The organism is Paraburkholderia flava (assembly GCF_004359985.1).
GTDB lineage: Bacteria > Pseudomonadota > Gammaproteobacteria > Burkholderiales > Burkholderiaceae > Paraburkholderia > Paraburkholderia flava.
Map to the genome: position 1 here is coordinate 57,454 of NZ_SMRO01000004.1, position 12,820 is coordinate 70,273.

Annotated in this window: 13 protein-coding genes; 6 read left to right on the top strand and 7 right to left on the bottom strand. The window is 64.5% G+C overall.

From position 1 onward, the window contains the following. Positions 1 to 15: 15 nt before the first annotated feature. The 6 genes from E1748_RS28295 to E1748_RS28320 all read left to right on the top strand — a co-directional run bounded on the left by E1748_RS28295 (position 16) and on the right by E1748_RS28320 (position 6,159). On the top strand, positions 16 to 1,047 hold the full coding sequence (locus tag E1748_RS28295) for a glycosyltransferase family 4 protein (protein ID WP_133650613.1): 1,032 nt from the start codon (positions 16 to 18) through the stop codon (positions 1,045 to 1,047). A gap of 14 nt (positions 1,048 to 1,061) precedes the next feature. After that, positions 1,062 to 1,751 carry a diacylglycerol kinase gene (locus E1748_RS28300; RefSeq protein WP_133650614.1) on the top strand — a complete coding sequence of 230 codons (690 nt, stop codon included), beginning with the start codon at positions 1,062 to 1,064 and terminating at the stop codon, positions 1,749 to 1,751. 205 nt (positions 1,752 to 1,956) lie between these two features. Beyond that, complete coding sequence (locus E1748_RS28305; protein WP_133650615.1) at positions 1,957 to 2,700, top strand: TetR/AcrR family transcriptional regulator; 744 nt, start codon at positions 1,957 to 1,959, stop codon at positions 2,698 to 2,700. Positions 2,701 to 2,703: 3 nt separating this feature from the next. Beyond that, positions 2,704 to 3,288: an LOG family protein gene (locus tag E1748_RS28310; protein ID WP_133650616.1), complete on the top strand. Its 585-nt coding sequence runs from the start codon at positions 2,704 to 2,706 to the stop codon at positions 3,286 to 3,288. Between the two features lie 47 nt (positions 3,289 to 3,335). Next, the gene (locus tag E1748_RS28315) at positions 3,336 to 4,082 is read left to right on the top strand and encodes an SDR family oxidoreductase (RefSeq protein WP_133650617.1); all 747 of its coding nucleotides are present in this window, start codon (positions 3,336 to 3,338) and stop codon (positions 4,080 to 4,082) included. A gap of 262 nt (positions 4,083 to 4,344) precedes the next feature. After that, the gene (locus E1748_RS28320) at positions 4,345 to 6,159 is read left to right on the top strand and encodes an ArnT family glycosyltransferase (RefSeq protein WP_133650618.1); all 1,815 of its coding nucleotides are present in this window, start codon (positions 4,345 to 4,347) and stop codon (positions 6,157 to 6,159) included. Position 6,160: 1 nt separating this feature from the next. Here E1748_RS28320 and E1748_RS28325 read toward each other — a convergent pair whose 3' ends face one another. From E1748_RS28325 to sugE, 7 genes are all read right to left on the bottom strand, one after another. Then, entirely contained in the window at positions 6,161 to 6,778 is a 618-nt protein-coding gene (locus E1748_RS28325) for a DUF924 family protein (protein ID WP_133650619.1), read from the bottom strand. Further along, a complete protein-coding gene (locus E1748_RS28330) occupies positions 6,775 to 7,506 on the bottom strand; it encodes an alanyl-tRNA editing protein (RefSeq protein WP_133650620.1) in 732 nt (243 codons plus the stop codon). Before E1748_RS28330 ends, E1748_RS28325 begins: the two co-directional genes overlap by 4 nt. Before the next feature lie 376 nt (positions 7,507 to 7,882). Next, a complete protein-coding gene (locus E1748_RS28335) occupies positions 7,883 to 8,293 on the bottom strand; it encodes a group II truncated hemoglobin (protein ID WP_133650621.1) in 411 nt (136 codons plus the stop codon). Between the two features lie 67 nt (positions 8,294 to 8,360). After that, positions 8,361 to 10,859 (bottom strand): FtsX-like permease family protein, encoded by a 2,499-nt coding sequence (locus E1748_RS28340; RefSeq protein WP_133651000.1) that lies wholly within the window; start codon positions 10,857 to 10,859, stop codon positions 8,361 to 8,363. A gap of 92 nt (positions 10,860 to 10,951) precedes the next feature. Continuing rightward, entirely contained in the window at positions 10,952 to 11,569 is a 618-nt protein-coding gene (locus E1748_RS28345; protein ID WP_133650622.1) for a DUF4126 domain-containing protein, read from the bottom strand. 259 nt (positions 11,570 to 11,828) lie between these two features. After that, positions 11,829 to 12,200, bottom strand: coding sequence for a hypothetical protein (locus E1748_RS28350; RefSeq protein ID WP_133650623.1), 372 nt, complete (start codon positions 12,198 to 12,200; stop codon positions 11,829 to 11,831). 221 nt (positions 12,201 to 12,421) lie between these two features. Next, positions 12,422 to 12,742 carry a quaternary ammonium compound efflux SMR transporter SugE gene (sugE, locus tag E1748_RS28355; RefSeq protein WP_133650624.1) on the bottom strand — a complete coding sequence of 107 codons (321 nt, stop codon included), beginning with the start codon at positions 12,740 to 12,742 and terminating at the stop codon, positions 12,422 to 12,424. Between the last annotated feature and the right edge of the window lie 78 nt (positions 12,743 to 12,820).

Consider the following 12,820-nt stretch of genomic DNA (forward strand, 5'->3'; position numbering starts at 1 on the left):
ACAGGGCCTGAACCGATGAAGATCATGATCGTCACCGATGCATGGGAGCCGCAGGTCAACGGCGTCGTTCGCACGCTGAAGAACACCACACGCGAACTCGCCGCGCTCGGCCATCGCATCGACATGCTGACGCCGCTCGAATTCAAGACGATTCCGTGCCCGACCTACCCCGAGATCCGTCTGTCGCTGCTGCCGAAAGGCAAGCTGCGTCGACGCATCGACGAGTTCGCGCCCGACGCGCTGCACATCGCGACCGAAGGTCCGCTCGGCCTCGCCGCGCGCGCGTATGCGATCTCGCACAAGTTGCCGTTCACGACCGCGTATCACACACGCTTTCCCGAGTACGTGCAGGCGCGCTTCGGCATTCCGTTGTCGGCGACGTATAAGTTCCTGCACTGGTTCCACAAGCCGTCGCTTGCAGTGATGGCGCCGACGCCGATCGTCAAGAGCGATCTCGAGAAATTCGGCTTCACGAACGTCGTGCTGTGGACGCGCGGCGTCGACCTCGACATCTTCCACCAGATGGATTCGAAGGTGCTCAACAGCGCGCGGCCGATCTTCCTGTACGTCGGACGCGTAGCCGTCGAGAAGAACGTCGAGGCATTCCTGAAGCTCGACTTGCCGGGCTCGAAGTGGGTCGCCGGCGAAGGGCCTGCTCTTGCCGAACTGAAGTCGCGCTATCCGCAGGCGAACTATCTCGGCGTGCTGACGCAGGCTGAACTCGCGAAGGTCTACGCGGCCGCCGACGTGTTCGTGTTCCCGAGCCGCACCGATACGTTCGGTCTCGTGCTGCTCGAAGCGCTCGCGTGCGGTACGCCGGTCGCGGCGTATCCGGTGACCGGTCCGATCGACGTGCTCGGCGACGGTGGCGCCGGCGCAATGCACGAGGACCTGCGCGAAGCGTGTCTCGAAGCGTTGAAGATCGATCGCCAGCATGCACGCGCATGGGCCGAACGCTTCTCGTGGGCTGCGGCGTCCGCGCAGTTCGCCGCGCATCTGAAACCGCTGCAGCGCGAATCGTTCGCCGAGAACAGCGCCGCCGCGTGAGCAAGGCTTCGTCCATGCGAGCAAGAACTTCATCGGTGCGGCGCGACGCGAATGGCGCGCTGCCCTCTCACGCGGCCGGCGCCGATCCGTTCGACGATATGCGCGTCGAGCCGGAGCTGCACAGTGAGCTGAGCAACGGCGCGAACGTCGTAGCGAACGATGCAACGTCCGACGCGAAGCCACGCGTCGCTTCGATGCCTCGCAGCGCATCGAAGCCGAGCGACTCCGCGACGACCGACGATCACGCACACGATCACCCGCACGCGCACGAACCGCTCGGCCCCGACGATCCACTCGCACCGCTGCCGTTCAATCCGTACAAGGGCAATCGCGGCGTCACGCGCGCCTGGCACGCGATGAAAAATTCGCTCGCGGGTTTTCGCGTCGCGATCCGCGAAGAGAGCGCGTTTCGCCAGGAGCTGACGCTTGCCGCGATCCTGTTGCCGTGCGGCGTCATCGTGCCCGTCGATCCGGTGTCGCGCGTGCTGCTGCTTGGCTCGGTGCTGCTGGTGCTGATCGTCGAGTTGCTGAACTCGAGCGTCGAGGCCGCGATCGATCGCATCTCGCTCGAGCGTCACGAACTCTCGCGACGCGCGAAGGATCTCGGCAGTGCTGCCGTGATGGTCGCGCTGTTCATGTGCGTGATGACGTGGGCGCTGATCGTCGGGCCGCTGGTGTGGCGCTGGATCTCGATGCTGCTTTAACGTTTGCGCGCGACGCGAAACGAACACGAGACAACTAGAACTATGCTCATCGTGTCGTCGCGAAAATGAAAACCCTGAGTGCTGGCTTGGAAAGCGAACGGTCGGTTTATAATCGAACGGCTATCTCCAATACAAACCGCGTCCGGGTGGCTCATGCAGCAGCGGCTTGCGCCGCGCCTCCCCGGCGAAACCAGGGCCGGACGTCATGGAAGCCAAACCTCCCCGTCGTACCCGAGAACGGATTCTCGAACTGTCGCTGAAGCTCTTCAACGATATCGGCGAACCAAACGTCACGACGACGACGATCGCCGAGGAAATGGAGATCAGCCCGGGCAACCTGTACTACCACTTCCGCAACAAAGACGACATCATCAACAGCATCTTCAGCCAGTTCGAGCAGGAGATCGAAAAGCGTCTGCGTTTTCCGGACGATCATCGCGCGACGATCGACGAAATGTGGTCGTATCTGCAGTACATGGGCGATTTCACATGGCGCTATCGCTTCCTGTATCGCGATCTGAACGACCTGCTCGCGCGCAATCGCACGCTCGAAACGCACTTCAAGCAGATCATCACGCATAAGGTGCGCTTCGCGAGCCAGTTCTGCGAGCAACTCGTCGCCGACGGCGAAATGATCGCGACGCCCGAAGAGATTGCCGTGATGGCGACCAACATCGGCGTCATTACGACATACTGGCTGTCGTACCAGTTCGTGATGAATCCGCGAAAATACAACGAGCAGGAAACGATCCGCGACGAGCTGCATCAGGTCAGCGTGCAGGTCGTGTCATTGATGGCGCCGTATCTGCGCGGACGGTCGCGGCAGATCTTCGACGATCTCGTGTCGGGCAAGCTGCCCAAGCGCGAGTTCTACGATTACCTGCCACCAAAAGAAGGCGCGGCGCCAAAAGACGGCGCGGCGCCGCGCAACGAACCGAAGGATGGCTGAGAAATGAAGTCGGTGTGTGTGTATTGCGGCTCCGCGTACGGAGCCCGTCCTGTGTATGCAGAAGCAGCGCGCGCGTTCGGCCGCGCGCTCGTCGAGCACGATCTCGCGCTCGTCTACGGCGGTGGCAAGGTCGGTCTGATGGGTGTGATCGCCGATGAAGTGATGAAAAACGGCGGCCGCGCGATCGGCATCATTCCCGAACTGCTGGTCAACAAGGAAGTCGGTCACAGCGGCTTGACCGAATTGCACGTCGTGCCCGACATGCATCATCGCAAGAAGATGATGGCCGACCTCGCCGACGCGTTCGTCGCGATGCCGGGCGGTGCGGGCACGCTCGAAGAACTGTTCGAGGCGTACACGTGGGCGCAGCTCGGCTATCACCAGAAGCCGGTCGCGGTGCTGAACATCGAGGGCTTCTACGATCCGTTGATGACGATGCTGAAGCACACCGTCGAAGAGGGCTTCATGAAGCAGAGCCTCCTCGACGTGCTGTTCGTGAACGAGAGTCCCGTTGCGTTGATCGAGCAGTTGAAGAGCTACCAACCGGTGGCGCACGACAAGTGGGCCGTCAACGGGCCGGCCGTCTGAACGCCTGGCTCCCCTGCTCCCGATTTCAACGATTTAATGAGGCCGCGATGTCCCCTGTCGTTCTGATCACCGGCGCGAGCCGCGGCATCGGCCGTGCGACCGCGCGCATGCTCGGCGCACGTGGCTGGTCGGTCGGCGTGAACTACGCGCGCGATGCAGCCGCCGCGCAGACCACCGTCGATGAAGTGACGCACGCCGGTGGCCGCGCAATCGCGATCCCCGGCGACATCGCCGACGAAGCCGCCGTCGTCGCGATGTTCGATGCGACCGAGCAGGCGTTCGGCCCGCTCACCGCGTTCGTCAACAACGCGGGCATCGTCGCACCGTCGATGCCGCTCGCCGACATGGACGCCGCGCGCCTGAAGCGCATCTTCGACGTGAACGTGTACGGCGCGTACCTGTGCGCGCGCGAAGCAGCGCGCCGGATGGCAACCGACCGGGGTGGCGCGGGCGGCGCGATCGTCAACGTGTCGTCGGCTGCGGCGCGTCTCGGCTCGCCGAACGAATACGTCGATTACGCGGGCTCGAAAGGTGCAATCGATACGATGACGATCGGCCTCGCGAAAGAACTCGGCCCGCGCGGCATCCGCGTCAACGCGGTGCGCCCCGGACTGATCGACACCGAGATCCACGCGAGCGGCGGCCGTCCCGATCGCGCAGCGGTACTCGGTGCGCAGACGCCGCTCGGCCGGGCAGGCAGTGCCGACGAAGTCGCCGAGGCGATCGTGTGGCTGCTGACCGATGCGTCGTCGTATGTGAACGGCACGTTGCTCGATGTGACCGGCGGGCGCTGAATTGCTCCGTTGATGGTTTTGCCGCAGCCGGTGCATCACACGCACCGGCTGCCTCCTCCTGCGATATCCGTCGATATCCGCGCCAGCTAAAGACAATCCCCATCGCTCGTCGCCGATTCGGCATCGATTTTTACGAAATCGGTAATCGACCGTAATAAGCGCTCGATAGAATGGCCGCTCCTTCCGTCACGCCTGCGAGCCACGCAACCGTGACGGCCACAAAAAAAGCCGCCCGTCACACCGCGCGACCAGAGACCACCCGATGTCCGATCACCGCCCCCGCACGGAACACGCCGGCGCGCCTTCATCGAAAGTGGCGCCCGCGTCCGCCGAAGCGCCGCACCGCTGGCACCGCGTCGCGACGCTGCCCGCCGTGCGCTGGATCATCGCGCTGGCGATGCTGTGCGCGTGGCTGCTGCCGGGCACACTCGGTCACGATCCGTGGAAACAGGACGAGACCTACACGTTCGGCATCGTCCAGCACATGCTCGATACCGGCGACCTCGTCGTGCCGACCAATGCGGGGCAACCGTTCGTCGAGAAACCGCCGCTGTACGACTGGGTCGCGGCCGGCTTCGCGTGGCTGCTCGATCGCTATCTGCCACTGCATGACGCCGCGCGTCTCGCGAGCGCGCTGTTCGCCGCATTGACGCTCGCGTGCACCGCGCGGCTCGCGCGCGCCGCGACCCGTGCGACGCACTGGCTCGATGCGCGGATCGTCGGCACGGTCGCGCTGTTCGCGGGCACGCTCGTCGTCGTCAAGCATTCGCACGATCTGATGACCGACGTCGGGTTGATGGCCGGCGCCGCGCTCGGGTTCTGCGGATTGTTCGAACTGGTCGTTGCGTCGTTACGCGAACCCGCTGAGGAGGCACCGCGCGGTGCCGCGACAATGTTCGGCGCAGGCGTCGGCATCGCGCTGATGACGAAGGGCCTGTTCGTGCCGCTCGTGTTCGGCGCGACGCTCGGCGCGGTCCTGCTGCTGTACCCGGCTTGCCGCAACCGCCGCTTTGCGCGTTCGCTTGGCATCGCGGCGCTCGTCTTCGCGCCGTTCGCGCTGATCTGGCCGATCGCGTTCTATCTGCAATCGCCGGCGCTCTTCAAGGTCTGGTTGTGGGACAACAACATCGGCCGCTTCGTCGGCTTTTCCGTGCCGCAACTGGGTTCGGAAAGCGAAAGCCCGTGGTTCGTGCTGCGCACTGCGTTGACCGTCGGCTTTCCGGCGATTCCGTTCGCGCTTGTCGCGTTGATCGGCGGTGGATGGCGACGCATCCGCGCGCCGCAGATCGCGTTGCCGTTGCTGTTCGGCGGCATCGGTCTCACGGTGTTGCAGGTGTCCGCGACCGTGCGCGAGTTGTACATCCTGCCCTTCATCGCACCGTTCGCGCTGCTCGGCGCGCAGGGCATCGTGCGTGTGCCGCAGCGCGTCCATGTGACGTGGGACATCGTGAGTCGCGTGCTGTTCGGCGGCTTCGCGCTGCTCGTGTGGATCGTGTGGTCGACGATGACCGAGCCCGCCGATACGCACGCGTCGCTGCACTGGCTCGGCCGCTGGCTGCCGCTCGACTGGGTGCTGCCGATCCGTCCCGTGCTGATCGTCGCCGCGCTCGAACTGACGCTCGGCTGGCTGTGGCTGCTGCCGTTCCTGAAATACACGGGCAAGTGGCGCGGCGTGTTCAGCTGGTGCGCGGGCGCGATCGTCGCGTGGGGACTGGTGAGCACGCTGCTGCTGCCGTGGCTCGACGTCGCGAAGAGTTATCGATCGGTGTTCGAGGACCTGAGCACGAAGCTCGCCGCCGAATGGAATATCGGCGATTGCATGGCAAGCAGCGGGCTCGGTGAATCGGAAGCACCGATGCTCGCGTACTTCACCGGCATCGAACACGTGCCCGCCGCCAATCTCGCCGATGCGGTCGCGACTGGATGCACATGGCTGATCGTCGAGAGCCACGGACCGCAGCGCGTGCAGCCGGACGATCAGTGGCAGCCGTTCTGGTCCGGCGCACGTCCGGGAGACACCGATGAACGGTTGCGCGTCTTCGTCCGCACGCCGGACGATGCGGCCGCTACGCCGTAGCTCAGAACGATGAGCCCGGCTCGCGCAGGAACGCGAGCTCCGCTTCAGTCGAAGCACGCCCGAGCAACGCATTCCGATGCGGAAAGCGCCCGAAGCGCTCGACGATTTCCGCATGCCGCTGCGCGTAGCGATAGTAGCCGGCGCGCACGGCGGCCGGGTCTGCGTCGAGTTGCAGGAAGAGCCGTAACGACGTGTGCTGGCTGGCAGTCGATTCGTCGTGTTCGAACGGCAGATACGCGAACGCGCGGTGATGAACAGTCGGCAGACGCACGTCGTCGCCCCGCTCGATCATCTGCGTCGCGACCTGCAGCGCTTTTGCGTCGGCGGCGAACGCGAGCGCAGTGTCGCGATGACAGTTGCGCGAGAACTGGTCGAGCACGATGACAAGCGCAAGCGAGCCTTCGGGTGTACGCGTCCAGTCGTCGAGTTCGCCTGCGCGCGCAGCGCCGATCAACGCGCCGAAGCGCTCGCGCAGCATTGCATCGAAGGCCGCGTCGCGCGAGAACCACTGCTTGCGCCGCTCGCCGTAACCTTCGGAGCCGGGTGCGCCGAACCAGCATTCGAGTACATCGACCGCACGCGGATCGAGCGACACGTTCGCGTCCATGTCAGCGCTCATGCGAGTTCCAGCACGAGACGACGCGTGCGCGCACTCTTCTTTTCCAGCTTCGCGACGCGCAGCGCACCGATCTCGCGCGTGTTGCGCACATGCGTGCCGCCGCACGGCTGCAGATCGACGCCTTCGATACGCAGCAGCCGCACGCGACCGAGACCCATCGGCGGCTTCACGCTCATCGTGCGGACGAGTTCGGGGCGTTGCTGCATTTCGTCGTCGGTGATCCATTCGGTCGCGACGTCGTGCGCACCGCCGACCAGCTCGGCCAGACGCGCTTCAACCATCTCGCGTTCGATCGGCTCGACGGTCGCGAAGTCGAGCCGTGCGTAGTCGATCGTGATGCTGCATCCGTCGACCGAATACGGCAGCACCGCGCACATCAGATGGCTCGCCGTGTGCAGCCGCATGTGCCGGTAGCGACGCGCCCAATCGATTTCCGCGCGCACCGATTCGCCAGCCGCGATGCGTGCGAGCAGCGCTTCCTGGCCGGGTGCGGGAACATGAATGGCATCGTCGGGTGTCGCGCCTTCGAACTTCGCCTTGCGGGTATCGGCGATCTCGATGCGAGTGCCGTCGGCGAGAATCAGCGCGCCGGCGTCGCCGGCCTGGCCGCCGCCGAGCGGATAGAACACCGTCTGGTCGAGATGGATGCCGTGCTCGTCAATCGCGGTGATCGCGGCTTCGCAATGCGTGAGGTAGGCGTCCTCGCGAAAGAGTGCGCGGGTGGTCATAGGGGGTCTCCGTGGGGCTTGGTCGAATTCTGCAAGCGGTCATTATGCCGGGAGGGTGAAACGGACGGGCGTGAGGATCGCGTGCTGTGTGTGCGGACTGTACCGGGTGCAGGACCGGGCCAGTTTGAGGTTCGGGTCGGTCGATGAATACCCGTCTATCTCGACGGATCGAATCCAGGAAACTCGGCTTTCGCCTCTTCCGGAGAAAGGTAATAAACGCTTCGCCCCAGTGCGTAGATTTTAAGCAACTGCCCACAGGATCGGCACCGGTACAGTTCCGACTGCGTCGTTACGTTGATGGCCACTTCGTCGTAACTGGAACTGAGCCCAGGAAATTTCTGGCATTTCTGGCACGTCAATGAAACCTCCCGGCCGCTCAACCCGGCCGGTTCCGCATCCAGTCCGCCGTATCGAAAAACGAATGCAGCAACCGCTCCCGCAGCGTGTCGGACAGACCCACCTCCTCCATCGCCCACGCCATGCACTGCAGCCACTGATCCCGTTCATTCGACGAAATCGGAAACGGCAAATGCCGCGCGCGCAGACGCGGATGCCCGAAGCGACTAACGTAGTGATCCGGGCCGCCGAGCCAGCCGCACAGGAACCAGAAGAACTTGTCGCGCGAGCCTTCGAGCGTCGGCGGATGCAGCGCCCTCAGCCCGGCGAAATCGGGTTCGAGATCCATCAGGTCGTAAAAACGATCGACGAGTTCGCGCACGCGCGCTTCGCCGCCTACGAGTTCGAATGCCGTCGTTTGCTCGGGCGCGGTGTCGGTGGGTTCGGTCATACGGTCAGTCGGTTATTCAGTTACGTGAGTGAATCGGAATCAGCGCGTATCAAGCATCAATCAAACGTCAGGCATCGCGCAACGACTGCAACGCCGGCCGCGCAAGCACATGACGCAAACTCAGCCAGCCGCCGAGCGTCGCGCACGCGACACCCGCCGCAATGCCGGCAGGCAGCAGCCATGGGTTGAAGCTCAGGTGGAATTCGAACACGCGCGTCGCAAGCACCCAGCCGATGATCTGCGCGCCGATCGCGGCCATCAGCCCCGACAGCGCACCGACCGCGATGAACTCCGCGACCTGCACCGCGCGCACCTGCCGGTGCGACGCGCCGAGCGCGCGCAGCAGCGCGGACTCGCGCATGCGTTCGTCGCGCGTGCCCGCGAGCGCTGCGTACAGCACGAGGATGCCCGCCGCGAGCGTGAACGCGAACAGGAACTGCACCGCGCCGATCACCTGCTCGAGCACGCGCTGCACCTGCGCGAGGATCGGCGCCATGTCGATCGCGGTGACGTTCGGCCAGGTCGCGACGAGGCGATCGACCTTCGACTGCTCTTTCGACGTCAGATGAAAACTCGTGATAAACGTCGCCGGAAAATCCTTTAGCGCAGCCGGTGGCATCAGCACGAAGAAGTTGACCTTGAACGATCCCCAGTCGAGCTTGCGGACGCTCGTCACCGGCGCGTCGACGGTCAGCCCGGTCACGTCGAAGCGCAGCACGTCGCCGGTCTTCACGCCGATCAGCTTCGCGAGGCCCTGCTCGATCGAGATCTGCGGCTTGTCGGTCGTGCCGTACCAGTGACCGTCGGAGATCAGGTTATCGGACGGCAGCTCGGTCGTGTACGACAGGTTGAATTCGCGATCCACCAGTCGACGCGCGTCCTCGCTCTTGTATGTATCGGGATTGATCGGCTTGCCGTTGATCGCGATCAACCGGCCGCGCACCATCGGCGACAGCTCCGCGTCGGGCCAGCCATGCGTCGTCAGATATTGCGTGATCGCCGCGCGCTGGTCGGGCTGGATGTCGATGATGAATTCGTTCGGCGCATCGGGCGGTGTGGAATGGCGCCAGCCGGCGATCAGATCGTTGCGCGTCATCGCGATCAGCAGCAGACACATCAGGCCGATGCCGAGCGCGGTGATCTGCAGCGCGCTCGCGCCGCTGCGCCGTTCGAGCGACGCCAGCGCATAACGCCAGCCGATACCGACGTTCAACCGCTCGCTGCGCGCAAAACGCGCGGCGCCCCACAACGCGACACGCGCGACGATCATGAACACGAGCAGGCCGCCCGCAAAACCGCCCGCGACGATCCCGCCGAGTTTCCACTCGCCCGCCGCGACGATCAGCAGCCCGGCGAACAGCACGACGCCGAGCGCATACGCGGCCCAAGCGGTACGTCCCGCGTCGCCCCATTCGCGTCGCAGCACCCGCACCGGCGGCACGCGCGTCAACGGCAGCAGCGGCGGCAGTGCAAAACCGAGCAGCAGCACGAGCCCCGCAGCGATGCCTTCGAGCGCGGGCAGCACGCCCGGCTGCGGCAACACGACGTCGATCAGACTGCCGAGCCACCACAGCAGCGCGAGATGCCCCGCGTAACCAAGCGCAACGCCGAGTGCACCGCCCGCCAAACCGAGCCCGACGAATTCGAGCGTGAACAGCGTGCGCAGCGTCCGCTGGCTCACGCCGAGGCAACGCATCGCCGCGCAGCCGTCGAGATGCCGACGCATGTAGCGATGCGCGGCCATCGCGATCGCGACTGCCGCGAGCAGCGCGGTCAGCAGTGACACCAACGTCAAAAAATGACTCGCGCGTTCAAGCGTCTGCCGAACTTGCGGCTGACCGTCCTGCAGCGATTCGAGGCCGACGCCGCGCATCTTGCCGCCGTCGACGCGTTGATGCGCCCACTGCGCAAACGTCTTGACGGCCGGATCGGTGCCAGCAACCAGCAGACGATACGTGACGCGACTGCCGTACGCGATGAGACCGGTCGACGGCAGATCGTCGGCGCGCAGCATCAAGCGTGGCGAGAAATTGACGAACGCAAAACCGCGATCGAGTTCGCGCGTGATCACCGCGCCGATCGTGAACGTGCGACTGCCGACCCGCACCGCGTCGCCGACCCGCAGCTTCAGCGCATCGAGCAGCGCCGGATCCGCCCACACGACACCCGACGGCGGAATGCCGCGCTCTTCGTGATCGGGGGCGTTCTCAGCTGGCGCGATCCGCAGCTCGCCGCGCAACGGATAGCCTGACGATACCGCCTTGATCGCGGCGAGCCGCGACGCGGGCTGCGTGCCCGCCGTCGCTGACGTACCAACCATGCTGGGGAAAATCGCCGTCGTCGCCGTCTGGAGACCGAGCGACTTCGCCTGTGCGAAGAACTGCGGATCGACCGGATGATCGGCGCGCACGATGAAGTCGGCGGCGAGCATCCGGCGCGCGTCGCGCTCGAGTCCTTTCTGCAAACGATCGGCGAGAAAGCCGACGCTCGCGAGCGCGGCCACTGCGAGCACGAGCGCGAGGAGCAGCATCGTGAGTTCGCCGGCGCGCCAGTCGCGCGCGGTCATCCGGAGTGCCTGACGCAACAGATCCGACAAACCAAGCCGGTGCACCGCGACGGGCGGCAGGTCAGTCCGCGGGTTAGTCCGCTGAGGATCGTTCAATCGTGCCTGCCTCTGAGCGAACCGAAACGCGTCACCATATGCGTCGCCATCCCGCGAAAACCGCCCTGCACGCCGCGCCACAAACGCGGCAGCGCCCAGCCGGCGAGCATCAGGAAGCCGATCAGCAGCACGAGGAACAGCACCGGCACGAACAGCGCGAGCAGCACGCCGCCGAACACGAGGCCGTCCTCGGCGGTCGACGTGACGATATTCGACACCGGTTCCGGCGACAGGTTGATCAGCGCGCGGGTGCCCGCCTTCGCGAGATGCGCGGTGCCGGCGAGCGTGCCGCCTGCGAGCGCGGCGATCGTGAGGATCGCGGGGTCCGCGTGACCGAATGCGCCGACCGCGAGCACTGCGCCAGCGGGAATACGGATAAAGGTGTGTATCGCGTCCCACAGCGAATCGAACGCGGGAATCTTGTCGGCGAGGAATTCGGTGATCGTGAGAATCGCAGCCGCGCCGATCACCCAGGGAGAGGCGAGCACGGACAGCGTATCGGGAAGATGGATGAAGCCGAGGCGTTCGAACACGCCGGCCAGCAGAACCGTCAGGTAGAGGCGCAGGCCGCTGCCCCAGGACAGGCCTGCCGCAAGAGAGAGAGGTTCAAGCATGGCCGCCTCCTGACGCGTGCCGCTGCCGGGTGCTTCGGCCGGTTTGCCGTGCGAAACGATCCACCGTACCGAAGCCGCCGATCCCGCGTAAGCCGCCGGCCAGTTCGACCAGCCGGGAACGCGGGCAAGTGCAGGTTATTTGATAGTACCCGCTTCATTATAGACAGGTTGATTCGTGGGGCGCTGCGGAAGGGGCCTTTTGCGGTCAGCAACAGGCACTGGACTCAAATTGAGACATTCCGCCCCTGGAATTCAACAATTACGGCAGCAGTGCCTTGAATCGGTCGTACGCGGTAGGTGGCAGATACACCGTCGACGACTCGTCACCCCCTCGTGAAAATGACACCGCCTCTCTTTTCCACCAGAACAATTCGGGCACAGGTGTGCTGAACGATCGTTCCACGAGGAGCGTGCCCGACCTGGCATCGTAGACTCTGCCGACATAGTCAGGATTGTTACCCCCTCGCCACTGGACAAGGCATCGCTCTGCGAGATATTGCCCGTCCGGCGACCTGCTGCGTTCGCATTCGTCCGCCTTCGACCGACCCTCGACATCCAGCGCGTAGTTGATCGCGATCCCGACTGCGGCCGTTAGCGCGAGCCAGATCACCGCCTTCTTAACTTTGCTCATAAGCGGACCTTGATCGGCGGATAGATCGGAACGAACCGATGGTTGGAGTAATCGCCTCGCCTACCCACGCCACTTCATCAGGCACCCTGAATTTTGCGGCACGTTTACTCTTGACTGGTGACATGTCCAGAAGAAACCCTACCGCAAAGGTCATCGCAAAAACATCGGAACATCGCGAAGAATTGTCACCGCACGAAGTGCGTGAGTTCGTTCGGAAAAGCTCAATGCCCCGAAGACAGCTTCAACCCAATCAACCCGATCACAATCAACACCGCACTAGCGACCCGAGCAACGCTCAGCACCTCACCCATCACCACGATGCCGAACACGAACGCACCGACCGCGCCGATCCCCGTCCACACCGCGTACGCGGTGCCGAGCGGCAGTTGACGCATCGCCATCGCGAGCAGGATGAAGCTGCCGAGCGCGGTCACGATCGTGAACACCGACGGCCACAGCCGGGTAAAACCTTCGGAGGTCTTGAGGCCGGCGGCCCAGGCAACTTCGAGCAGGCCGGCGATGAGAAGAAGAATCCAGGACATGAGACGACTCCATGAATAGATGGGGCCGTCCCCGTTCGAATGCAGATGCGCAGGGTCGTCCCTGCGAGGTTGCATTGT